Origin of the sequence: Pseudomonas sp. NPDC087803 (genome assembly GCF_044742995.1) — a bacterium.
GTDB lineage: Bacteria > Pseudomonadota > Gammaproteobacteria > Pseudomonadales > Pseudomonadaceae > Aquipseudomonas.
The window spans coordinates 1-24,978 of the sequence record NZ_JBIUVO010000071.1; the positions used below are offsets into that span (position 1 = coordinate 1).

Here is a 24,978-nt window from a genome sequence, read left to right on the forward strand (position 1 = left end):
CTGATCCCATCCCGAACTCAGAAGTGAAACGATGCATCGCCGATGGTAGTGTGGGGTTTCCCCATGTGAGAGTAGGTCATCGTCAAGATTAAATTTCAGAACCCCTGTCTGCTAACGCAGACAGGGGTTTTGTCGTTTCAGGGCTGCCAAAATCAGACCGTTTTGCGAGCCTTGCTGATACGTCGGGCCTGCCACTTGCGCCACCAGATGTAGACGCCAGTCCCTGACAACCCAGCAATGACAATACCCAATACCGCGATGATCACTTGCCCGGTAAAGCCAACGATCCGTCCGCCATGTATCGGTAACTGCAATCGGTAAAACCGCTCCCCCCAAGTCCCTCTGCCGGCGATCTCCTGTCCTAATAATCGCCCGTCAGTGCCGTGGAAGAACAACCAGGATTTGCCATGCGCTTGAGTGTCGTGTTGCCCGAATCCTGCACCGTAGAAGTTGTACTCAAAGCTGTAATACAACTCCCCGATCGCCGCTGTCAGCCCTAACCTTTTCCCCTCCTGCAATGCCCTCTCGTACGCCTGTTGATAACTCAACTGTGTCACTCCCAACTCCGAAGGAGGCATTCGCCCGCGAGCTTCATACACGCTCGGTTCAATTGGCGAAAACAACGATACTGCCGGTTTGAACACCTGACTCGGCAAGTTCATTGCGACACTGCTGATCGCGATCGGCAGCAACAGCAACCACATCCACAGTCCCCCCGCGCGATGCAGGTCGAAGTTGAGCCGGTAAGCGTGCCCGCCCTTGATCTTCCAGGCCGCCGACCACTTCTTCCAGAACGGTTTACCACGGGGTAGCGTCAGCCACAGCGCGATGAAGCAGTCGATCACCCAGGCGCTGGCCACCAGGCCCATCAACCACAAGCCCCAGTTGCCGGGCAGTGTCAGGTTGTAATGAAACTCCAGAATGAACGGAATGAAGTTCTCCCGCGCAAAGCAGCACTCGCCCCAGTAGCGCTGGCCTTTCTGCTCGGCATTCACTGGATCCAGGTAGAACACCTGATTGCGCTCATCGAAGGGTTTGCCGGTTGCCGGATCATTGCGCGGCACCGCCGCCAACATGGCGGTATGCCCCGCCTCTTGCGGATACTCCATGTACCAGACCTGCAACTTCGGATGCGTGGTTTGCACCGCGTCGACCAAAGCCCCGGGAGGCAAACGCTGACCCTCGAAAGAAGCCGTATAAAACTGCGGATTCAACCACTCATCCAACTCATGATTGAACGCCAGAATGCTCCCGGTGATCCCGGCCAGCAGCAAAAACACCGCCGTCGCCAAGCCGATGTAGCGATGCAATACCACCAACAATCCACGCATGAAAAATTTCCCCACAGAGACGCCAAAGCCAGCCCCTGAAAACAGGGGCTGGCTTTTTTATGCACAAGGCAAAGGTTTAGAACTGATAGCTGACCGTGGCGGCGACGTTGCGCTCTTCGCCCATGTAGCAGAAGTTCAGACTGGCGCAGGAGGCCACGTAGGATTCGTTGGTCAGGTTATTCGCGTTCAGGCGTACATCGACGCCCTTCAGACCGACTTTGCCCAAGTCATAGCCGATCGACGCGTCGAACAAGGTGTAGGACGGCACCTTCAGGGTGTTCTCGGCATCGGCCCAGCTGTAACCGACATACCGCACACCGCCGCCCAGACGCAGGCCATCGAGTGCCGCGCTGTCGAACTTGTAGTCCGCCCACAACGATGCCATGTGCCGCGGCGCCTGGGTCGGCGAGTTGCCTTTGTTCTCGATCACGGCAGTCGGTGTGCTCAGGGTGCTGACCATCGACTTCGAGTACTCGATGTCGGTGAAGGTGTAGCTGCCGAGCACCTTCAGGTTGTCGGTCAATTGCATGTGCGCTTCCAGCTCCAGGCCTTGCGAGCGGACGGCGCCGACAGCGCGGTAGAAGTTTTCCTGTGGCAGCTTGGTCGCCAGATTTTCCTGATCGATCCGGAACAGCGAGGCGGTGAACAGGTTGTCGGTGCCCGGCGGTTGATACTTCAGGCCGACTTCCCACTGTGTGCCATCGGTCGGAGGCAGAGGATTGCCAGCGCTGTCGGCATACGAGTTCGGGTTAAACGACTCGGAGTAGCTGATGTACGGCGCCAGGCCGTTCTCGAACAGATACAACGCGCCTGCACGGCCGGTCAGTTTGGTGCGACGGTCATTGATTTCAGTACCGACCGGACGGCCAGCTTCGGCGATACGGTTTTCATCCGAAGTCTCGACCCAGTCCTGGCGCAGGCCCAGCGAGAAGCGCCACTGGTCCATCTCGATCAGGTCTTGCAGGTACACGCCGGTCTGCTCCAGGCGCCGCAGATAACTGGTCTCGCCGTACATGTCGATCGCCGCGTTGCCGTACACCGGATTGAACGCATTGATCGGCGCCAGACCGCCGCTGGTCCAGTCGACCACGGTTTTGCGCCGTTGATAATCGGCGCCCAGCAACACGGTGTGCTTGCTTGCACCGGTGAAGAATTCCGCCTGCAGCATGTTGTCGACGATGAACGCATGCAGGCGTTCATCGCCGCCGGTGTAATAGCGGTTCAGTTCGTTGCTGGTTGGCGTCGTCCAGCCGTAGGCGTAGACCTGATCCATGTTTACTTTTGAGTCGAGGTAACGGAAATTCTGCCGCGCCGTGAAGACGTCGTTGAAACGATGTTCGAACTGATAGCCGAACGACTGTTGATCCCGCGAGTACCCGTCAACTCCCGGCTCACCCTCGAAGAAGTGCGGCGAGATACGGTTGCCGTTGCGCTGGTGAATCGTGCCGTCCGCCGGCACGCCACCGTGGTAGCCGCCATCCGGATCGTGCTGCAGATACGCCTGCAGCGTCAGCGAAGTGTCTTCGTTGAAGTCGATGCTCAGGGTCGGGGCGAGGGCGAAGCGTTTTTCCTGGTTGTGGTCGAACTGCGTGTCAGACTGATCCGTCAAACCGGTCAGACGATAGGCAATGCGTTTGTCGTCATCGACCGGGCCGCTGAAGTCAAAACCGACCCCGCGCTGGCCTTGGGTACCAACCGTGGCCTGGATCTGATGATAGGCCTCGTACAACGGCTTTTTGCTGGTCAGCGCCACCAGGCCACCGGGCGAACTGCGGCCATACAAGACCGACGACGGGCCTTTGAGAATATCCACGCGCTCAAGGAAATACGGATCGACCTGCATGGTGCTGTAGGTGCCGCTGTCGCCCATCGACTTGAGGCCGTCGAGGTAAATGTTGTCCACCGAACCGTCGTTGAAACCGCGCATCGCCACGTAATCGTAGCGATGGGTCGCGCCGTAAGGATTGGTCAGCACACCGGGGGTATAGCGCATCGCCTGGGAGACGGTCTGCGAACCTTGATCGTCCATTTGTTCGCGGGTCACCACCGATACGCTTTGCGAGGTTTCCAGCAGCGCGGTACTGGTTTTGGTGGCGATCTGGCTGTGGGTGGCGTTGTAGCCTTCCATGCTGCCCAACGCGTTACCGAGGGCGAAACCTTTGATATCGGTGGTCGGCAGTGCCAGTGCCTCGGTTTCGCTGACGGAATGCAGGATGTAGCTGCTGCCGTCCTGGCTGACCGCTTCCAGACCCGAGCCGCCCAGCAAATGGCTCAACGCCTGATCGGTGGAATATTCGCCCTGTACGCCCGGAGACTGCCGGCCCTGTGTTTGCTGCGGAGTCATCGACAAGGTGATGCCGGCCTGGCGTGCAAACTGGTTCAGCGCTTCGCCCAGCGGGCCGGCGCCGATGTTGTAGCGCTGGCTGCTTGCTTCACTGGCATTGGCGGCAAGGCTCAGGCCGGGCAGCGCGCCGGCGCCCAAAACCGTGGACAGCAGGGCGGCGCGAATGGCTTGGCGCAGTAGGCCCGATTCGGCGGTGAAATTCAGCGAATTCTTACAGGTGAGGCGGACAGTCATTGTAGGTTTCCGTGGGCAGTCGCAAAGGCTGAGTTGAAGTGCTTACTGACTAAGCCGGACTTGCCCGGAAAACCCGCCAAAATAAAATTCAGACCACCCGCTCCAGGGTCACCCACCACCGTGTGCGATAGCGCAGCTGTACCGGCAGGGTTTGCGGCAGGATCGCCAGCAGCTTGTCCGTGTCTTGCAGTCGGAACACCCCGGACAGGCGTAAGTCGGCGACGTCCGACGCACAGGTCAGAAACCCCTGACGGTAGCGTCCGACTTCGCTGAGGAAATCCCCGAGACGCATGTTGCGGGTGACGATCAAGCCGTCGACCCAGGCGCCGACATCCATGTCCAGAGGCGGTGCCGGACGTACCTGACGGTGATCGACCAGATAGGTCTGCCCTGCGCTGGCCTCAACCGAGACGCCGCCGCTGTGGATGGCGACGTGCCCGGAGCTGACGGTGAGCCGCGTGCAATCGCTGTCCTGACGCAGGATGAAGCGGGCATTGTTTGGCTCATAAGTCCCGTGACGACTTTGCACGCTGAGCGGCCGGTTGAACGTCGCGCCTTCATCGTTGCCGCCGCAAGTGACGATGATTTCGCCACGGTTGAGGGTGATCAGGCGCTGTTGCGCGGTGTAATCCAGATCCACTGCGCTGGCAGTGTTCAGTTCGATCCGTGTGCCGTCAGGCAACTGAAAGCCGCGGCGCTCGCCGGTTGCCGTAGCGTAATCAGCGCGCCACTGCTGCCAGGCGGAAGTGTCCTTGGCCAGCCACGCTGCGGAGCCCATCAGCACGGCGCCGGACAGCAGTTTCAAGGCCTGCCGCCGCCCCAGTCCCTGCGCACTGTTTTCCAGGGTATTGAACGCCACCTGTGCGCCGGGCACGGCGCGCAGGTTATGACTCAGCTCGGCCTGCAGCGACTGCACGCGCTGCCAGGCCAGTTCATGCTCGTGATGTTCGGCGCGCCAGGCTTCGCACTGGCGGCTCAGGCGCGAGTTGCCATGGTTGTTGCGCAGTCGCAGCAACCAGTGAATGGCTTGTTTGACCACCTGTTGCTGCGGCTCGGCGCGGCGCCCGGCTGAGAGGTTATCCACAGGCATCAGGCCTCGTACCGCAACACGTAGCAGTGATACAGCGCATCGGCGACGTAGCGTTCGACCGAACGCAGGGACAAGCCCATCTGTTCGGCGATCTGCTTGTGCGTCAAACCTTCGCACTGCGCCAGCAGAAATGCCTGACGGACTTTCGGCCGCAATCCTTCGAGCATGCGCGCGATGCTTTCGAGCAGTTCGATCACCAGCGCGCGGGCTTCAGCGCTTGGGGTTTCGGCTTCGGGCCAATGGGCGATGGTTTCGAGATAGGCGCGTTCGATTTCTTCCCGACGCCAATGATCGATCACCAGGCCGCGGGCGATGGTGCGTAAAAATGCGCGCGGCGCCTTGAGTTCCAGGCGTTCGGTACGTTGTAGCAGGCGTACGAAAGTGTCCTGGGCCAGATCCGCCGCATCCGCGGCATTGCCCAGCCGCGCCCGCAGCCAGGCGTTGAGCCAGCCGTGATGACTACTGTAAAGCGCCTGCACTGCAAACTCAGGTGAGGACATGAACGCGACAGCCCGAACGTCACAAATGATAATTACTCGCATTTTTATCAAGGGCTGGGAATTTTGCAACCTCCGCTCGGATAACCAGCAGAAAAACTTTGTGGCGAACGCTCTGGCACACCGTTCGGCGGGAATCTGACAGAAATGTCGGGCATTTCCCACGCAGCCCTAAGATTTCCGCAAACCGTGCCGACAGACTGGTGAGACATGCGCGCACCAAAGTAGAGCGGTCGTCAGAACGCCGCCTGCGCTGTACATGGAATGTTGCATCCCGGAACGCATCCCCACTTTTGCATAAGAAGTCCCATGAAATGAATCTCAAGTTCAGCCATAAAATCCTGTTGGCCGCCTCGGGCGTCGTGGTCCTGGCTTTCGCTTTGTTCACCCTCTACAACGACTATCTGCAGCGAAACACCATTCGCCAGAACCTCCAGTCGTCCGTGCAGCAGGCCGGCGATCTGACCGCCAGCAGCGTGCAGAACTGGATGAGCGGGCGAATCCTGGTGCTGGAAAACCTCGCACAAAACGTAGCCCATCAGGGCAAGGACGCCGATTTCCCGGGGCTGGTTGATCAACCGGCCTTCACCTCGAACTTCCAGTTCACTTACGTCGGTCAGGCCAACGGTGTGTTCACCCAACGCCCTGATGCGAAGATGCCGGACGGCTACGACCCGCGTCAGCGCCCTTGGTACAAGCAAGCCGTCGCTGCTGACAAAACCATGCTGACGCCGCCTTACATGGCGGCGGTCGGTGGTCTGGTGGTGACCATCGCCATGCCGGTGAAAAAGAATGGCGAACTGCTGGGTGTGGTTGGCGGTGACCTGAGCCTGGAAACCCTGGTGAAGATCATCAACTCGGTGGACTTCGGTGGCCTCGGCCACGCATTCCTGGTCAGCGGCGACGGTCAGGTGATCGTCAGCCCGGACAAAGACCAGGTGATGAAGAACCTCAAGGACATCTACCCGAATTCCGGCGTGCGCATCGAGAAAGGCAACCAGAACGTGGTGCTCAACGGCCAGGAACGCATTCTGTCGTTCACCCCGGTCAGCGATTTGCCGAATGCCGACTGGTACATCGGTCTGTCGATTGATCGCGACAAGGCCTACGCCGCCCTCAGCCAGTTCCGCACTTCAGCGCTGATCGCGATGTTCGTCGCGGTCGCTGCGATTGCGCTGCTGCTGAGCCTGCTGATTAATGTCCTGATGCGTCCGCTGACCACCATGGGCCGCGCGATGCGAGACATCGCCCAAGGCGAAGGCGACTTGACCCGGCGTCTGGTCGTGGAAGGCAAGGATGAGTTCGCCGAACTGGGCAGCTCGTTCAACCAGTTCGTCGAGCGCATTCATGCGTCGATTTCCGAAGTGTCGTCGGCCACCCGTCATGTACACGACCTGTCGCAACGGGTGATGGCGTCGTCCAACGCCTCGATCATCGGCTCCGACGAACAAAGTGCGCGCACCAACAGCGTGGCCGCCGCGATCAACCAGTTGGGCGCCGCCACTCAGGAAATCGCCCGCAACGCTGCCGATGCTTCGCAGCACGCCAGTGGCGCCAGCGAGCAGGCCGATGATGGTCGTCAGGTGGTCGAGCAGACCATTCAGGCGATGACCGAGCTGTCGCAGAAGATCAGCCTGTCGTGCACGCAGATCGAAACCCTCAACGCCAGCACCGACAACATCGGCCACATCCTTGATGTGATCAAAGGCATCTCGCAGCAGACCAACCTGCTGGCGCTCAACGCGGCCATCGAAGCGGCCCGTGCCGGTGAAGCCGGACGCGGTTTTGCGGTGGTGGCGGACGAAGTGCGTAACCTCGCCCACCGCACCCAGGAGTCGGCGGAAGAGATCCACAAGATGATTACCTCCTTGCAGGTCGGTTCCCGTGAAGCAGTGACCACCATGAACGCCAGTCAGGCGTCCAGCGAAGAGAGCGTGGAAGTGGCGAATCAGGCCGGTCTGCGTCTGGTCAGCGTGACCCAGCGCATCGGCGAAATCGACGGCATGAACCAGTCGGTGGCCGCCGCGACCGAAGAGCAGACGGCGGTGGTGGAAACCCTCAACGTCGACGTCAACCAGATCAACCTGCTGAACCAGCAAAGCGTGGCCAACCTCAATGAAACATTGAAGGATTGCGATGCGTTGTCGCAGCAGGCCAACCGGTTGAAGCAGTTGGTGGACAGCTTCAAGATCTGACGTCAAGCAGACCGCGTTATCGTTCATCGCGGGCAAGCCCGCTCCCACAGGATTTCTGGCGAACACAACATCTGTGACCGACCTGGAACCTGTGGGAGCTGGCTTGCCAGCGATAGCGGCGGTGCAATCACCGGTAAACTGAAGCCTTATACAAACAGCTTCAACACATTCCCCATCGCATCATCGGCAAACCCCTGCACGAAATCCTTGAACCCCGGCAGCGCTTGCGCCCCACCTGATGCCGGCTCGGCAATGATCGTCCAGGTCGCCCGCGACTTCCCCGCCCCCAGCGATTCCACATTCATCGCCGCCCACAAATTCGCCACACCCAAAGTGTTGTAGATCGTGGTCCAGGTCATGGCCCGTGCCTGCTCATCGCGGGAGTTGAGTTGCTCGACCACCACGTTGCCGTCCTTGAAGAATTTCTTGCGCAGCGAGGACACGCCTTCGCCGGTCATTTCGATGTGCGACAGCGCCGGAATGAAGCGGTCGAAGCCCGCGAAGTTGCCGACCACCGCCCAGACTTGCGCCGCGTCCGCCGGCACTTCCACCGAAGACACAACGTGGCAGCCATGCGGGTTTTTGATCAGGGTGTCGGGTTGCAGATTGCTCATGGTGTTGCTCCTTTTTGATGAATCAGATGAAGTTGATCTGTTTCAGGTAATCGCAGCCGCGACGCAGCAGCGCCGCGGATTTTTCCGGGTACTGCGCGCCCATCTGCTGCACGCCGGCTTCGGCGTTGGCGTGGCCGATCAGGGAGATGTCGCCGATGTCCTCCTCGAAGCCGTTGAGGTAGAAGCCGAGTACGCCGAACAGCGCGTTGTCGGCGTCGACCCGGCCCAGTTGCTGCTGCCAGTCGGCGACGCTGACCAGCGAGAACTCGCTGCCGGTTTCGCGGAACGAAGCGACGTAGGCATCCCAACTCAGCGGTTCGGGGTTGTGCAGGTTGAACACCGCTCTTTCGGTCGAATAACGGCTGGCGTGGAAGGCAATGAAGCGGGCGAGAAAGTCCACCGGCATCAGGTCGAAATTCAGCGCAAAGGCCGGCACCTGACCGAGCTGGATCGAGCCCTTGAGCATCAGCATCAAACGGTTTTTGTGCGGCTGGCAGACGCCGCTCAGGCTGTTGAAACTGATGTTGCCGGGGCGATACAGGTTGACCCACACCCCACGCTCACGCGCCCGTTCGAGGACGCGCTCGCCGACCCACTTCGACAGGTTGTAGCCGTTGCGGATGTAGATCGGCGGCGTCGGCGCGGCGGGCAATTCGAGCACGCGGCCTTCGCTATCGACGGTGCTGGAAGCGGACAGCGTCGAGACAAAGTTGAAGACCTTTTTGCTACGCCCTTCACACAGGCGCAGCAGCTCGAAAATCGGCTCGACGTTATCCGCTGCCAGTGACTCGTAATCGAGCACGTGGTTGACGTTGGCGGCGTTGTGCACCAGCGCGCCGAACTCGCGATCGAGGCGCTGATAATCGTCGTCGGCCAGGCCCAGTTGCGGGCGGGTGAGGTCTGCCGAATAGATTCGCACCCGACTCAGATCCAAGTGCTCGAGACGGTTCTCGCGCAATGCCTGGGCAAAACGCTGCGCCGCCGTTTGCCCGCCACCGTCACGCACCAGACACGCCACCTCGCTGGCGCCCCAACCGAGCAGCGCTTCGACGATGTGCACGCCGACAAAACTGTTGGCGCCGGTGACGATCACCTTGTGCACATCGCCCAGGCGACTGATCGGCAGCGGCTCGATGTTCAGCGGGCGCTCGGCGTCGGCCATGGCTTGGGCGCTGAGCACCGCGCTGTCATCGGTGCCGCGTACCAGCGTCGCGAGTTTGATAATCGTCGGCAGCTCGATGAAGCGGTTGATCGAGATGCTGCGCCCGAATTCCTCACGCAAGCGCAGCAACATCCGCGACAGCAGAATCGAATGCCCACCGAGGTTGAAGAAACTCTCGTCGGTGGAAATATCGCTGCTCGGCAGCTCCAGCAGTTCCGCCCAGATCTCCAGCAGCAGCGCTTCGTCGGCGTTTGCCGGCAGGCATTTCGGGCCGCTGTCCTGCACGCTCACCGGCAGCTCCAGCAACGCCTTGCGGTCGACCTTGCCGTTGCTGGCGAAGGGCATGTGCGCCAGTTCAGTCCACGCCACCGGTTGCATGTAGTCCGGCAGAAACTGCTGGGCATGCGCTCTCAATTGATCGCGGGCAGCGTCCGACTGCGGCTGCGCAAGGAACGCAAGAATCCGCCGCTGGTTGTCGATTACTACCGCCACCTGACGGTACAACTGGCTCTCGCGCAGGCAGCGTTCGATCTCTTCCGGCTCGACCCGGAAACCACGGATCTTCACCTGATTGTCACGCCGTCCGCACAGCTCGATCCCGTGTTCGCCCCACTTGGCCATGTCGCCGCTGCGGTAGGCACGCAAGGTCTCGCCGTGCGGCAGTGGCAGGGTCAGATAACGCTCGGCGGTCTGCTGCGGATTGTTCAGATAACCGAGGCAGACGCCGGGGCCGACGATGAACAATTCGCCTACGGTGTGCTCCGGCACCGGTTGCAGATCGTCATCGAGGATCAGCACCTGACTGTTGGCAATCGGTGCGCCGAGGGTGCGGTTGCTGTCACCCGGCTTGAGCTGGCGAGCGGTAATCAGCACCGTCGCCTCGGTGGGGCCGTAGAGGTTGTGCAACTTGCCCTGCCGGGTCAGTTGCTCGATGACGAAGGGCTCGCAGACGTCGCCACCGGTCATCACCTCGACGCCTTGCAATTGCTCCAATGGCAGGATGCTCAGCAGCGCCGGCGGCAGGAACGCGTGGCTCAGTTGCCGACGGCGGATCAGCGCCACCAGTTGCAGTGGATCGCGCCGTTGCGTGTCATCCGGCACCACCAGCTCGGCGCCCTGCAGCAGGCTGGGGAAGATGTCGATCAGCGAAGAATCGAAGCTCAGCGAGGAGAACTGCAACACCCGACTCTCGGCGCGCAACTGCACGTAATCGGCGTACCACGCGGTGAAGTGCGCAAGGTTCGCCTGGCTCAGCAGCACACCTTTCGGATGCCCGGTGGTGCCCGATGTGTAGAGCGCCATGCACGGTGCTTCAAGCGCCGGGCGCTGACGCATCAGCGGCAGGCCGAGATCTGCATCGGCAGGGTCGATTTGACTGACATCCAGCCCGGGCATCGACTCACCGAGCGGATGCTCGCCGTCGTGCAGCAACAACACCGCGCCGGCGTTTTGCAGGATGTATTGCTGGCGTTGCAACGGATGGCTCGGCTCCAGCGGCAGATACACCGCGCCACTGCCGAGCACCGCCAGAATCGAGGCGAACAGCGCCGGACTTTTCGGCTGGCAGATACCGACGATCCACGGCTGCGGATGCTGCTCGAGCAGCGGTTGCAGACGCTGCTGGATCGCACGGCTGTGGGCGTGCAACTGGCGGTAGCTGAGCGACTGCTCGGCCAGCTGCAGCGCCGGTCGCTCGGCGTGCGCGATCAGACTCTGTTGCAGGCGCTCGATCAGCGGCGTCTGTGCCTGTTGCAACAATGCCGGATGCGCCGTGGCGTTGAAGCGATGGACGTAAGCCAGACTGTCGAGAAACGACAGGTCCTCCACCTGTTCGAAGTCCGGCGCCGTGGCCGGCAATGCCTGCTGGAAATACTCGGCATCGCGGGAGAAACGGCTGACCAGCAGCGCAACTTCGTCGACCACCAGCGTCAGCACTCGCTGGCGCAGTGCCTGACCGTTGCCGGACGATTCATCGCCAATCGGCACGCGGCTGATCAGTGATGAGCCAATGAAGCACAGCAGGTCGAGCATCGGCAAACCGCCAAGGCTCGGCGCAGCGATACCCAGGCGCAAATGCAGGTGCGGGATGGCGCAGAAATCACCGGCGCCAATGAAACCATCGTCGATGATCAGATCCACCGGCGATTGCGCGGCGCCGCTGCGCAGCAAGGAGTGACCGTGTTGTTCGAGTTCCTGCGCCAGGTCGGTCATGGCCTGGCTGGCGCCAATCAGCAAAATGTCGAGACGTCTCATGTCGGCCTCCTCATCAAACCAGATAGTCACGCAGGGCGTGCTGCACGCATGGCGTGTCGAGCAGCGAGCTGCTGTGGAAAAAGCGCACGATGTTGCCCACCAGCGGATGGTGGCGATTGATCGGAAAGGCCAGTCCGGCCATCTCGTCCTTGAGCGAGCGGCGGATCGCATCACTCACCGGCAAGGCGTCGATCAGACGCAGATCGAAGGACTTCTGGATGTCGTTGGTCAGGTAATGGCCGATGAATACCGGCAGGATCTGCGCGATGGTTTGCCGGTCCGCCTCACTGGCGGTGTGCCAATAGATGTGCACCATGCGCGCCCAGAAGCTGGAGTGTCGGCCCTCGTCGAGCAAGTGATCGGCCATCAGGCCTTTGATCGACGGCTTGACCGTATCGTCGCGGGCGAACGCCGCGACATCGCCGGTCACGGTGTTCTCGGCGATGGCCACGCAGATCAACTCCACCGCGCTGCGCAGGTGTTCGGGGGCCAGGGCCACAGCGGCCGGAATAGCCCGGCTCAGTTCGATTTCAGTGGGCAGTTCGATCGGTTCGATGCCGGTCATGGCCACGGTCTGTTGCATGAAGTCCATCGCCACCAGCGCGTGGTAATCCTCGTCCACCACCACGGTCATGGCGTCGTAGCGGCAGGCGAACGGGAAGGGTACGGCGAAGCGATTCTTGGCGATGGCGCGAGCGGTCCGGTCGACGATTTCGGTCTCGAAAATCACCACGTCGTTGATGAACTTGTACAGCGTCTGCACCAGGGCAAAATCACGCTGCTGCGGGCATTCACGCAGGAAGGTTTCGCTGAGTACCAGCGGCTGGCGGCTCAGCGGATAGATCAGCCGCTCATCGTCTTCCAGCACCCGCCGTGGCCGGGTGCGGATGGTGGCGCGTGTTTCCCAGGCGTCGGCGAAGGATTGATAGTCGGCGGCGTTCATTGGGCCACCTCCGCCAAGGGCGCACGCATGCTCAGGCGCAGGCCATCCCACAGCGCGATGCGGCTTTGCACCGCCGCGATGGCGCTGGCATAAACCTCGGCTGCACGCTGCGGATCGCCATCGACCAGCCGTTCCAGCAGTTGCTCCGCCGCCGGGCCGTGATCTTCGGAGTCGACCTCGATGTGGCGCTCCAGGTAATAGCGAAAGGTCGGCGCCTGTTCGATGCCGATCCCCCAGTCATCGAGAATGCGCTGGAACATCGTCGGAATCACACTCTCGCGACCATGCAGAAACGCCGCCGCGACACTGTGACCGGGCGCATGCAGGGCGGTGTGCAGGGTGTCGCGGACAAACTGCGCAGCGGCCGGGTCGACGTCCACGCTTTGCAGCGCGATGTCGTAACTCACGCCCTCTTGTTGCAGCGCGACAAAGCGTTCCACCGCAGTGGTACTGGCGCCGATTTCCCGCATTGCGTCGAGGTACAGTTCGAAATGGCTGTAATGGCCCTGGGTCAGGCGATCATCCGATTCTTCGCCGAGCACGATTTCATTGATCAGGCGTGCGGCGTGGGGATCGCGCGGCGGCAACCAGGGCAGACGGGTGCAGGTCAGCTCCTGTTGCAGACGCTTGGTCAGCGACATGAAGTCCCACACGGCAAATACGTGGGTCTCCATGAAACGGCGCAATACCGGTAACGAAGTGATCTCGGAAAAGATCGGATGAATACTGAGTTCGGCTTTCTTCAGGGCGAGTTGGTTCTTAGTCGACATCATGATGTCCTTTATCATTGATATGAAATGAAACGGCTCTTGCAACTGCGAAAACAATGGGGCGGAAAGTGATAGTTAATGTATGGGCGTGTGTCTGCCTCGTTCTGCACAATCAAAGTGCGTTGTTATGAATGTTGCGCTGGATTCAGCGGCGTGGCGCCTGTTTATTGGGGAGCGGAACCTTTCAGGAGCAGGCGTTACTGCCTGGCGAAGAAAAACTTATACGTCGAAAAGTTAATTAACAAGTACTAATTTCAATTATTTTAAGTTTGATGTTTTTCAGGGGTGAGCTGTTCTAATAAAACTCTTTGCATAAGTTTTATTTGGGCGTAGTTACTCCTTTCGATCAATCAAGATCAAAATCGAATAAACAGAGTGAATGCCTCACTCGAAGTAACTTTCTAACTAATGAAATTAAATGTTTTTGAGGGGGCGGAAGTTGGCCGGGAACGGCGCCGCGACTTCCTTTTTCCCGTGGCAAGACTCCTTCCGTAGGTTCTTGGTGCGGGGATTGCGCCGACCGTGCGGCGCATCGCCCGTTCTATAAAGGGTTGGCAGTTCAAGAGTGCGGGTAAATCGTCGCCACGGCTATGGCCGATTCATCGACCACAGGAGGCAGTTTTCGGGCGACCCGGCGCAGGGAGGTTAGAGCGGGGAAGTCGATCTGCCACGTTGATTCGCGGCAGACCGATCAGGGATTTGTAAGCAGGTTATTCGTCACGCTTCGAGTCAGTGCGACGCCTTGCGTGTTTGTCCCGCCGGGGTGGCGAGGTAGCGAGTAATGACCTCGACGCCACGGTTGAGGTGCTGTTCAAGCAGTTTGATCGAGTGTTCGACATCTCGCTCGCGAGCGGCTTGCAGCATGGCCCGGTGGTCGTCCTGGGACAGCTTGCCCAGGCCCATGGCCTCGAGGTTGAAGCGCAGGAAGCGTTCTTCTTCGTTGAGCCCGTCTTCCACCAGGCGCAGCAGACGTTTATTCGGCGCCTTGCTGTACAGCGCCATGTGGAACAGGCGATTGAGCCGGCCGATCTCGGCGTAGTTGTGTTCGGTTTCAAGTTCGGCAATGTAGCCGGCGGCGAGCTCGTAATCGGCGCTGGTCAGCAGCGGGATCGACTGGCGCATGGCTTCGGCTTCGAGCAGGATCCGCAATTCGTAGGTTTCGGTGGCATCGCCCTGGATCAGCGGCGCCACCACGGCACCCTTGTGGGTGGTCACGCTGAGCAGTTCCTGGGCTTCGAGTTGGCGCAACGCTTCGCGCACCGGCATGCGGCTGACCCCGAACAGGTCGGCCAGGTCCTGCTGGCGCAGGGCGGTGCCGCACGGCAAGCGGCCATCAAGGATCGCCGAGCGCAGGGTCTCTTCGATAATCGACCGGGCAAGGTGTGCAGGGATCGGCCCATCGACTTTGATGCTGTGCAGCGGTTTGGGCTTCTGTGTCACAACTACTCACCCTGAATGACCACGGAATTTGGATCCAAGGACACTAGTGATTGCTCTACAGGTTGTCAAACCGTGTAGAGGTTGCGGTCCCGGCAATCAGTTTAGCGCGCCGGCGATGATCTCAGGGTGCCATTGTTTTTTGTCGGGCTAAGCTTCACCATCAAACGCTTTCCTTCCTGCCCCCTGGAAACCTGCTGTGGCGGTACGTTTCGCGATCCCCCGGACTCTGCGCTGGCTAGGCTGCGCACTGCTGCTGGCCGGCTTCATGCTGGGCGGCCTGCATGCCGATTGGGATTTTTCCGCGATCAGTCGCAAAGCCACCGCGCTATACGGCCCGCTGGGTGCCGGGCAGCAGCGGATCGACGCCTGGCAGAACCTGCTGGCCACGCAGAAACAGGTCAGCGAGCTGGAAAAGCTCAAAGTGGTGAACCTGTTTTTCAACAAACAGGTGCGTTATGTAGAGGATATCGATCTGTGGGGTCAGGTCGATTATTGGGAGACGCCCATCGAAGCGTTGTGGAAAGGCGCCGGCGATTGCGAAGACTACGCGATCGCCAAGTATTTCAGCCTGCGCCATCTCGGGGTCTCGAGTGACAAGCTGCGCATCACCTACGTCAAGGCCCTGCGCCAGAATCGCGCGCACATGGTGCTGACTTACTACGCCACCCCCGATGCCATGCCGCTGGTGCTCGACAGCCTGATCGATCCGATCCAGCCGGCGTCCCAGCGAACCGATTTGCTGCCGGTCTACTCTTTCAATGCTGAAGGTCTGTACCTGCCGGGGGCCAAGGGCAACAAAAAGGTCGGTGACACCAAACGCCTGTCGCGCTGGCAGGATGTGCTGAAGAAAATGCAGGCCGAAGGTTTCCCGGTCGAAACGACTAACTAGGAGCACGCGCTCAGATGTCTTTGTTCAAACAGCTGTTGATCGCTATCTGTCTGTTCCTGGTGGTCGCCTTCACCGGCAGCTTCATGGTCAGTCTGGAGAGCTCGCGCACCCAGTACGTCAACCAGCTGCGCTCTCACGCCCAGGACGCCGCCACGGCGCTGGCGTTGTCGCTGACGCCGAATATCGACGACCCGGCGATGGTCGAGTTGCTGGTCAGTTCGATTTTCGACAGCGGTTATTACGCGAGCATCCGCGTGGTCGATCTCAAGACCGACCAGACCATCGTCGAGCGCAACGGGATTCCGGCGGTGAGCAATGTGCCCGACTGGTTCGTCAAACTGATCGGTCTGGAGCCGGCCGGAGGCGACGCGCTGGTCAGCCGTGGCTGGGAGCAGGCGGCGCGGGTCGAGGTGGTCAGCCACCCGATGTTTGCCGTGGCCAAGCTGTGGCAGAGCGCGCTGGGCAGCCTCGGCTGGCTGCTGCTGTGCGGCGCGGTCAGTGCGGTGCTCGGCGCGCTGCTGCTGCGCCGGCAATTGCGCCCGCTCGATTACATGGTCAAGCAGTCCCACGCTATCGCCCGCCGCGAATTCCTCAGCCTGCCGGAGCTGCCGCGCACCCCTGAACTGCGGCGCGTGGTGCAGGCGATGAACCAGATGGTCGAAAAGCTCAAGGCGCTGTTCCAGGAGCAGGCCGAGCGCAGTGAAAAGCTGCGCGCCGAGTCCTATCAGGACAATCTCACCGGGCTGGCCAACCGGCGTTATTTCGAGATGCAACTGCACAACCGGGTGAGCAACCCGGAGCAGGCCAGTTCCGGTTATCTGCTGCTGTTGCGGGTCAAGGATCTGGCCGGGCTCAATCAGCGTCTGGGCGGCCAGCGCACCGACCAATTGTTGAAAGCGGTGGGTGAGCAGCTGTCCCGCGAATGCGCCAAATACCCGGAAACCCAGAACCTCGTCACTCGCATTCGCGGTGGTGAGTTCGCCGTGCTGGCGCCGGGGCTGGTACGCGCAGAAGCGCTGCAACTGGCGCAGAACCTCGACAGTGCTTTGAGCAGTCTGCATGCCACGGGCGCCACCGATGTGCCGGCGGTGGCCTCCATCGGTCTCGCGCCGTTCGCTCACGGTGATTCGCCGCAAGCGGTACTGACCCTGGGCGACCAGGCGCTGGCACAGGCCGAAGGGCAGGGCGAGCAGAACTGGGCGTGCATTGATCAGAGCCTGGTGGCGGATGTCGGTGACGATCACCACGCCTGGCATCGGTTGCTTGATCAGGCGCTGAATCAGCAGCGTTTCGAGCTGTACTTCCAGCCGGTGGTGGCCGCCCAGGACACGCAATTGGTGCTGCATTACAAAGTGCTCTCACGGTTGCTGGATGAGCAAGGCCAAACCATCCCGGCCGGGCGTTTCCTGCCGTGGCTCGAGCGTTTTGGCTGGACTGCGCGACTCGACCGCCTGATGCTCGAGCGGGTGCTGGAGCAGATGAAAGGGCACGAGGATTCGCTGGCGCTGAACCTGTCTTCGGCAACCCTGGCCGATTCGCAGGCCCTGAACAAAGTGTTCGAGATTCTGCGTGCGCACTCCGACCTCGGCGAGCGCCTGACGCTAGAGATCGGCGAGGAGCAATTGCCGGAGCAAGCGGTGCTGGAGCAGTTGACCCGGCGTCTGCGCGAGCTGGGCTTCTCGCTGAGCCTGCAGCGCTTTGGCGGGCGCTTCAGCATGATCGGCAACCTAGCGCGGCTGGGGCTGGCGTATCTGAAGATTGATGGCAGTTACATTCGCGCGATCGATCAGGAGAGCGACAAGCGCCTGTTCATCGAGGCGATCCAGCGTGCGGCGCACAGCATTGATCTGCCGTTGATTGCCGAACGCGTCGAGACGGAGGGGGAGTTGTCGGTGATTCGCGAGATGGGCTTGTATGGGGTGCAGGGGCAGTTGTTGGGTGAGCCCAAGCCCTGGAAATAACCTGTTGGTCATTCGTTGTCGGTAAATCAGCCTTCGCGAGCAAGCCCGCTCCCACATTGGAATGCATTTCAAATGTGGGAGCGGGCTTGCTCGCGAAGGGGACTGTCCCGTCACCGAAGAACGCGGATCAGATCAGCCCGGTTTCTTCATCATCGATCAACTGGCTCAACCCGCCCAGCGCTTCCCGCGCCTGGGTTCGATCCATCAGCTTGGCCTGTGCGGCCGGCGGCAGATCGGTGACGCGGATCACGCCCTTCTGGGTCAGCACCTGAATCAGGTCGTCGAGTACCCGAATCATTTCAAAGTCGCTCTGCTTGAGCTGTTTGAGGCTGTTTTCCACGGCCGCGTTGGCGAACCAGGCCTGAATTTCGTGGTGGTCGGCCGGCAGCGTTTCCGTGGCCTCGGCGTAGGCCGCGGCTTCCGCGCGAATCAACTGACCCTGCGCATCGCGTTGCACGTAAAACATTGAGCATCCCTCAGAAAGAACCAGCGTCATGCTGTCAGCAGCATAGGCCAACTGCGCGCGAGTATGCGGTGCGGCGACGAAATCGTCACCGGTGCGATAGTCGCAAACGTGACGGCCGCCCCAAGGGACGGCCGTTTTGTTCACGCATCAGCTGTTGTTGTGGTCGACCTTGATGGTCGGATCGCTGCCGGCAATCAAGTTGTGAATGTTGGCACTCGACCAGTTGTTGCCTTCCAGTTTGATCGTCACGTCCGGGGTGGCCGCAGCCGCGTCGCCGGAGTTGAACTTGCCGCCGGAGCTGACTTGCAGCGACGACACGCCGTCGACCGTGGAGATCTTCAGGAAGTTGTCGATGGTGCTGCCGGTCTCGCCCTGCAACAGATCGCGCAGGTCGATGCGGTCGCCTTCGTTGGCATTGAAGTCCTTGATCACATCGTTGCCGGTGTCGCCTGCTTTCCAGACGAAGGTGTCGGCACCGGAACCACCGATCAGGATGTCGTTGCCCTGGCCGCCGATCAGCGTGTCGTTGCCGGAGCCGCCGAGCAGGATGTCATTGCCCTTGCCGCCATCGAGGACGTCGTTACCGCCCTGGCCGAACAGAATGTCATTGCCCGCGCCACCCAGCAGCGTGTCGTTGCCGTCATGCGTTCCGGACACATCGAACAGCTGATAGTGCTCGGTGATGAATTGGTGCACGTTGCTGGTGGTGACTTTGCTGACATCGACCCCGGTCTGCTGCGCGACGAACGCTTGCATCGCCTGATAACCCTCGCCGGCAATGCCGTTGAAGCTCACCAGATCGCCGAACAGGATGTCGTTGCCGTCGCCACCGCTGACGGTGTCGTTGCCCGGCATCGTCGCTTCGGTGTGGCCGATGATCGAGTTGGCCAGGTCCTTCGGATCGATGTTGGTTTGCGGGGTCTTGTCCGAGTCGTACGGTTTCAGGTCGTTGAGACTCACGCCGCTGTTCAGACCGATCGCTTCAACATTCGACAGACCGCTGAGCAAGGCGAAGCTGCTGCTGGAGTTGTCGGTGGTGGCCGATGTGGTGCTGTTGCCGGTACCCGCCAGGCTCGACAGCTCGTAAGTGCCGTCACCCTGAGCGTGAACGGTGCCCAGGCTGCTCCAGTTCCAGCTGCCGTTTTTATACGTTTGCAGAACAGCAGCACCGGCAGCACTGATGCTCAGGTAGTGCGTGCTGTCGATGTACGTGCTGAAGGTATCGCCCAGCTTGTAGTTGCTGGTCGTCACCACACTGTCGAACTTCACGCTGCCGTACAGCGTCGGGTTGGTCTGCTCGCCGCTCTGGTAGTAGGTCGGCTGGCCGTCCGTGATGAAGTAGGTGAGGTTTTTCGCCCCGGTGTTGGCCAGCGCTTCGGTGCTCTGGAAGAAGTTGGCCGTGGTCTTGAACACGTCTTCGTAGTTGGTGCCGCCGCCGGACGACATCGAGTCCAGTACCGCTTTGAGCTTGGTCAGCGCGTTCGGGTCGTTGAGGTTCACCGACACCGACTTGTTGACCTGGGTATCGAAGTCCACCAGGAAGATGTTCACCGTACCCGAGTTGCTGCCGCCCAGGCTTTGCTTGAGGGTGTTGAACACCGAGGTCAGCGAGTCCTTGGCCGCATTGATCGACGAGGTGCTCATGCTGCCCGAGCTGTCGACCATGAACGCGATGTTGTAGTTGGTGCCCGGCACCACGGTCAGACCGCCGATGTCGGCGACCATGATGTCGTTGCCGTCGGTGCCGTTGAAGGTGTCATCACCAGAGGTACCGACCACCGCGTTGTACACCGCCGGCACCACGGTGACCGGAATGGTCGCGGTGCTGCTGGCCGAACCGCCGACCATCTCGGTGGAAGTCGACGTCACGGTCAGGTTGAACTGGCCGTTGTAGTAGGTTGGCGGGGTCACGGTCAGGCTGCCGAGGCTCCAGCCGGTGACGTTGGCTTCGCCGTTGCTCGCGGTGACGGTGAAGCTGTGGCCATGGCCGTCGGAGAGAACCGAACCCACTGGCGCACCGCTGATCTTCACGCTCAGGGTTTCCGAGCCGTCGGTGTCGGTCAGCGCGGTGTTGATCGCCGACAGTTTCACCGTGGTGCCTTCGGCGCCGGTGTTGAGTTTGTAGCCGTCGTAATAGCCTTCGCCGTTGGTGCCGTGCAGGTCGGAGACGGTCACGCCGGAGTTCACCAGATCCTGCACGCCGGTGTAGATCGGCACGCCGGCGCTGCTCAGGTCGATTGGCGTGCTGCCGTTGACCGACAGGTTCACGTCATAGCTGCCCGGGCCGCTCTGGTTGTGGTGGTAGATGTCCAGGGTGTAGTAGCCGCTGGTGGTCGGGGTGAACGAACCACTGATCGCGCCGCCCGCGCCCCAGGTACCCGACGCCACGCTCTTGCCGCCAATGGTGATCAACAGGCTGTCATCAGCCACACCGCTGAAGCTGTAGGTCTTGCCGGCTTCCAGATAGATCAGGCCCGAGGTTTTCGACGCAGTGCCTGCCGCGACGCTGCCGTCGGACTGCACGTTGGTCACGTTGGTGCTGGAGTTCGGGGTGCCGGCGCCGTCGATCACGTTTTTCAGCGTGGTCGAGTCAGCGCCGTTGCCGTTGGTGCCCAGGCCCGGCAGACCGGTCCAGACTTCCTTGACCAGTCCGGTGGACTTCACGCTGTTGTCGGCCACGCTTACGGTCGGCGCATCTGCCACTGGCGTGATGTCGATCTTCACGGTGCCGGTGTTGCCCAGCAGTTGGCCGTCGGTTGGCTGGAACTTGATCTGTGCGTAGTCGGCCTGGTTGTTGCCCATGCCGGTGCCGCCGTAACCGTTGACGCCCGACTCGTTGGCATCCGGCATGAAGCGCAGCTTGCCGGCGTCGATGTCAGCCTTGCTGAAGGTCTGGTTGTTGGCGACGTCTTTCCAGGTCGAACCGTCCAGGTACTGCAGTTTGCCTTCGCCCGGCAGTTGGGTGATTTTGATCCCCAGGCTGCTGGCCGGGCTGTCGACGTCGGTCACCCCGAAGGTCGACCAGCCGAGGATCAGCGGCGTGTCTTCGGTGCCGGTGACGTTGACTGGCGCGGCAACCGGCGCATCGTTGACCGCCACCACGTTGACCGTGGTGGTCGCGGTGTTGGAGTAGTTGCCGCCATCGGTCACGGTCACGGTGATGATCCGCGGCACGGTGCTCGGGTCTTCACTGCTGTTGGTGAAGCTGATGTTCTTGATCGCCTGCATGTAGTCGGCGAGCGTCGCGTTGCCCGACAGGGTCAGGGTTACGGTGCCGTTGGTGCTGTTGGCATTGATGGTGATGCCGTTGACGCTGTTGCCCAGGTTCAGCGCGTCGCCTTCCTGACGGTTGGTCAACACGATGGTCGCGCCGGTCAGCATGGTGCTGTCCGGGTCGGTGATCGTCAGGTCAGTGTCGGCAATCGACACGCCGGCGCCCGGGGTGTTTTCGGTGAAGGTCACCTTGTAGTCGGCACCGGTGGCGCCGCTGGAGTTGTTGGCATCCAGGTCGATGACCGGTGGCGCATCGTTGTCGATGATCGAGGTGCTGACGCTGCCGTTGGTGCTGCTGACGGCCAGATTCTCGAAGTTGCCGCCGGTGGCCGAGTCGATCTTGACCACGAAGTTCTCGGTGCCTTCGGTGATCTTGTCATCGATGGTCGCGACGTTGAACTGCGCGCTGCTGGCGCCCGCCGGGATCTTCACGGTGTACACGCCAGTGAAGTCCGAACCGTCGGCGGCGGTGCCGCTGTAGACGATTTTCAGGGTCACGTCGGTTTGCGCCGGGTGGGTCAGGCTGACGGTGTAGCTGGCGGTCTGGCCTTCGGTCACCGAAGTGCTGCCGGTGATGCTGACGGTGGTGGTGTCGATGGTGTCGGTGACGTTGGTCACGGCTGGCGTGGTGTTGGTCACCAGATTTTCGAAGCTGCCACCGCTGGCGTTGGTGATCGTTGCCTGCACGCTGCCGGCGTCTTTGTAGACGTCGTCGGCCGGAGCCGGAACGGTCACGGTGCCGGTGGTTTTACCGGCCTCGATGGTGATCACCGAGCCGTTGCTCAGGGTCACGGTCACCGGGGAACCGGCGGCGTTAGTCAGGGTTGCGGTGTAGGTGATCGAACCACCCTCGGCCACGGTGCCGGTTGCGCTCAGCGACAGGTTGGTGGTGTCGATGGTGTCGGTCACGGTGGTGCTGACCGGAGTCTTGTCGGCGACGAGGTTTTCGTAGTTACCACCGGTCACGTTGCTGATCGAGTTGGTCAGCGGGGCATGGCCGGTCAGCGCATCGTTCGGTGCGATGCTGGTCACGGTGCCGGTGGTTTTGCCGATGTCGATGGTAATGGTCTGACCGTTGGCCAGAGTTACCACGACTGGCGAGCCGGTGACTGGCGCACCGACGGTCGCGGTGTAGGTGACGGTGCCACCCTCGGCCACGGTGCCAGTGGCGGTAAGTTTCACGCCAGTGGTGTCGATGGTATCGGTGACATTGGTCACGGCTGGTGTGGTGCTTGGGACCAGGTTCTCGAAGCTGCCACCTGTCGCGGTTTTGATCGTTGCCTGGACGGTGCCGGCGTCTTTGTAGACGTCGTCCGCTGGAGCTGGAACGGTCACGGTGCCGGTGGTTTTGCCCGCGTCGATGGTGATTACTGCGCCGTTGCTCAGGGTCACGGTGACTGGCGAACCAGCGGCGTTAGTGAGGGTGGCGGTGTAAACAATCGAGCCACCTTCGGCCACGGTGCCGGTCGCGCTGAGCGACAGGTTGGTGGTGTCGATGGTGTCGGTCACGGTGGTGCTGACCGGGGTCTTGTCGGCCACGAGGTTTTCGTAGTTACCGCCGGTCACGTTGCTGATCGAGTTGGTCAGCGGGGCATGGCCGGTCAGCGCATCGTTCGGTGCGATGCTGGTCACGGTGCCGGTGGTTTTGCCGATGTCGATGGTAATGGTCTGACCGTTGGCCAGAGTTACCACGACTGGCGAGCCGGTGACTGGCGCACCGACGGTCGCGGTGTAGCTGACGGTGCCACCCTCGGCCACGGTGCCAGTGGCGGTAAGTTTCACGCCAGTGGTGTCGATGGTATCGGTGACATTGGTCACGGCTGGTGTGGTGCTTGGGACCAGGTTCTCGAAGCTGCCACCTGTCGCGGTTTTGATCGTTGCCTGGACGGTGCCGGCGTCTTTGTAGACGTCGTCGGCCGGAGCAGGAACAGTCACCGTTCCGGTGGTTTTGCCGGCGTCGATGGTGATCACGGCGCCGTTGCTCAGGGTCACGGTCACTGGTGAGCCAGCGGCGTTGGTCAGGGTTGCGGTGTAAACGATCGAGCCACCTTCGGCCACGGTGCCGGTTGCGCTCAGCGACAGGTTGGTGGTGTCGATGGTGTCAGTGACGTTTGTCGAAACAGGTGTCTTGTCGGCAACGAGGTTTTCGTAGTTACCGCCGCTCACATTGGTGATCGCGTTGGTCAACGGCGCGTGGCCGGTCAGCGCATCGTTCGGTGCGATGCTGGTCACGGTGCCGGTGGTTTTGCCGATGTCGATGGTGATCGTCTGACCGTTGGCCAGAGTTACCACGACCGGCGAGCCGGTCACTGGCGCACCGACGGTCGCGGTGTAGGTGACAGTGCCACCCTCGGCCACTGTGCCAGTGGCGGTGAGTTTCACGCCAGTGGTGTCGATGGTGTCGGTGACGGTGGTCACGGCTGGTGTGGTGCTTGGGACCAAGTTTTCGAAGCTGCCACCTGTCGCGGTTTTGATCGTTGCCTGGACGGTGCCGGCGTCTTTGTAGACGTCGTCAGCCGGAGCAGGAACAGTCACCGTCCCGGTGGTTTTGCCGGCTTCGATGGTGATCACAGCGCCGTTCGACAGAGTCACGGTGACTGGAGAGCCAGCCGCGTTGGTCAAGGTCGCGGTGTAGATGATCGAACCACCCTCGGCCACGGTGCCGGTCGCGCTCAACGACAGGTTGGTGGTGTCGATGGTGTCGGTCACGGTGGTGCTGACCGGCGTTTTGTCAGCCACCAGACTCTCGTAATTGCCGCCGCTCACGTTGGTGATGGCGTTGGTCAGCGGCGCGTGACCGGTCAGCGCATCGTTCGGTGCGATGCTGGTCACGGTGCCGGTGGTTTTACCGATGTCGATGGTAATTGTCTGACCGTTGGCGAGGGTCACGACCACAGGCGAACCGGTGACTGGCGCGCCGACAGTAGCCGTGTAGGTGACGGTGCCACCCTCGGCCACGGTGCCAGTGGCGGTAAGTTTCACGCCAGTGGTGTCGATGGTGTCGGTGACGCTGGTCACGGCTGGTGTGGTGCTTGGGACCAGGTTCTCGAAGCTGCCACCTGTCGCGGTTTTGATCGTTGCCTGGACGGTGCCGGCGTCTTTGTAGACGTCGTCCGCTGGAGCTGGAACGGTCACGGTGCCGGTGGTTTTGCCCGCGTCGATGGTGATTACTGCGCCGTTGCTCAGGGTCACGGTGACTGGCGAACCAGCGGCGTTAGTGAGGGTGGCGGTGTAAACAATCGAGCCACCTTCGGCCACGGTGCCGGTTGCGCTCAGCGACAGGTTGGTGGTGTCGAGGGTGTCAGTGACGTTTGTCGAAACAGGTGTCTTGTCGGCAACGAGGTTTTCGTAGTTACCGCCGTTGACGTTGGTGATGGCGTTGGTCAGCGGGGCATGGCCGGTCAGCGCATCGTTCGGCGCAGTGGTGGTCACGGTGCCGGTGGTTTTACCCACTTCGATGGTGATGTTCTGACCGTTGGCCAGGGTCACGACGACTGGCGAGCCGGTTACCGGCGC

At 61.2% G+C, this 24,978-nt stretch carries 13 protein-coding genes, 1 rRNA gene and 1 pseudogene; 4 read left to right on the forward strand and 11 right to left on the reverse strand.

From position 1 onward, the window contains the following. Positions 1-88 (forward strand): 5S ribosomal RNA (gene rrf / locus ACIOUG_RS23485); the annotation flags it as partial. 64 nt (positions 89-152) lie between these two features. Here rrf and ACIOUG_RS23490 read toward each other — a convergent pair. From ACIOUG_RS23490 to ACIOUG_RS23505, 4 genes are all read right to left on the reverse strand, one after another. Further along, a complete protein-coding gene (locus ACIOUG_RS23490) occupies positions 153-1,331 on the reverse strand; it encodes a PepSY-associated TM helix domain-containing protein (protein ID WP_401069022.1) in 1,179 nt (392 codons plus the stop codon). Between the two features lie 76 nt (positions 1,332-1,407). Next, positions 1,408-3,909, reverse strand: a complete 2,502-nt coding sequence (locus ACIOUG_RS23495) for a TonB-dependent siderophore receptor (RefSeq protein WP_401069024.1) — start codon at positions 3,907-3,909, stop codon at positions 1,408-1,410. Between the two features lie 88 nt (positions 3,910-3,997). After that, positions 3,998-4,999 (reverse strand): FecR domain-containing protein, encoded by a 1,002-nt coding sequence (locus ACIOUG_RS23500; protein WP_401069026.1) that lies wholly within the window; start codon positions 4,997-4,999, stop codon positions 3,998-4,000. Beyond that, a complete protein-coding gene (locus ACIOUG_RS23505; RefSeq protein ID WP_401069027.1) occupies positions 4,999-5,499 on the reverse strand; it encodes a sigma-70 family RNA polymerase sigma factor in 501 nt (166 codons plus the stop codon). Before ACIOUG_RS23505 ends, ACIOUG_RS23500 begins: the two co-directional genes overlap by 1 nt. A 311-nt stretch (positions 5,500-5,810) precedes the next feature. Between ACIOUG_RS23505 and ACIOUG_RS23510 the strand changes: the two genes are divergently transcribed. Further along, positions 5,811-7,691 (forward strand): methyl-accepting chemotaxis protein, encoded by a 1,881-nt coding sequence (locus ACIOUG_RS23510; RefSeq protein ID WP_103519918.1) that lies wholly within the window; start codon positions 5,811-5,813, stop codon positions 7,689-7,691. A 146-nt stretch (positions 7,692-7,837) separates the two neighbouring features. On the opposite strand, the gene ACIOUG_RS23515 is transcribed toward ACIOUG_RS23510, so the two are convergent. From ACIOUG_RS23515 to ACIOUG_RS23535, 5 genes are all read right to left on the reverse strand, one after another. Continuing rightward, a complete protein-coding gene (locus tag ACIOUG_RS23515; RefSeq protein WP_401069028.1) occupies positions 7,838-8,305 on the reverse strand; it encodes an SRPBCC family protein in 468 nt (155 codons plus the stop codon). Between the two features lie 22 nt (positions 8,306-8,327). Then, positions 8,328-11,720, reverse strand: a complete 3,393-nt coding sequence (locus tag ACIOUG_RS23520) for an amino acid adenylation domain-containing protein (RefSeq protein WP_401069029.1) — start codon at positions 11,718-11,720, stop codon at positions 8,328-8,330. Between the two features lie 13 nt (positions 11,721-11,733). Further along, complete coding sequence (locus ACIOUG_RS23525) at positions 11,734-12,663, reverse strand: diiron oxygenase (RefSeq protein WP_401069031.1); 930 nt, start codon at positions 12,661-12,663, stop codon at positions 11,734-11,736. After that, positions 12,660-13,436: a DUF3050 domain-containing protein gene (locus ACIOUG_RS23530; protein WP_401069033.1), complete on the reverse strand. Its 777-nt coding sequence runs from the start codon at positions 13,434-13,436 to the stop codon at positions 12,660-12,662. Before ACIOUG_RS23530 ends, ACIOUG_RS23525 begins: the two co-directional genes overlap by 4 nt. A gap of 726 nt (positions 13,437-14,162) precedes the next feature. Next, positions 14,163-14,873 carry a GntR family transcriptional regulator gene (locus ACIOUG_RS23535; protein WP_401069035.1) on the reverse strand — a complete coding sequence of 237 codons (711 nt, stop codon included), beginning with the start codon at positions 14,871-14,873 and terminating at the stop codon, positions 14,163-14,165. 196 nt (positions 14,874-15,069) lie between these two features. Here ACIOUG_RS23535 and lapG point away from each other — a divergent pair, with 196 nt between their 5' ends. Further along, positions 15,070-15,762, forward strand: coding sequence for a cysteine protease LapG (gene lapG / locus ACIOUG_RS23540; RefSeq protein ID WP_401069036.1), 693 nt, complete (start codon positions 15,070-15,072; stop codon positions 15,760-15,762). 14 nt (positions 15,763-15,776) lie between these two features. Next, positions 15,777-17,723, forward strand: coding sequence for a cyclic di-GMP receptor LapD (lapD, locus tag ACIOUG_RS23545; protein WP_401069037.1), 1,947 nt, complete (start codon positions 15,777-15,779; stop codon positions 17,721-17,723). Between the two features lie 127 nt (positions 17,724-17,850). On the opposite strand, the gene ACIOUG_RS23550 is transcribed toward lapD, so the two are convergent. Then, positions 17,851-18,189 carry a tryptophan synthase subunit beta gene (locus tag ACIOUG_RS23550; RefSeq protein WP_401069038.1) on the reverse strand — a complete coding sequence of 113 codons (339 nt, stop codon included), beginning with the start codon at positions 18,187-18,189 and terminating at the stop codon, positions 17,851-17,853. Between the two features lie 147 nt (positions 18,190-18,336). Further along, positions 18,337-24,978, reverse strand: a pseudogene (locus ACIOUG_RS23555) (LapA family giant adhesin); the annotation flags it as partial.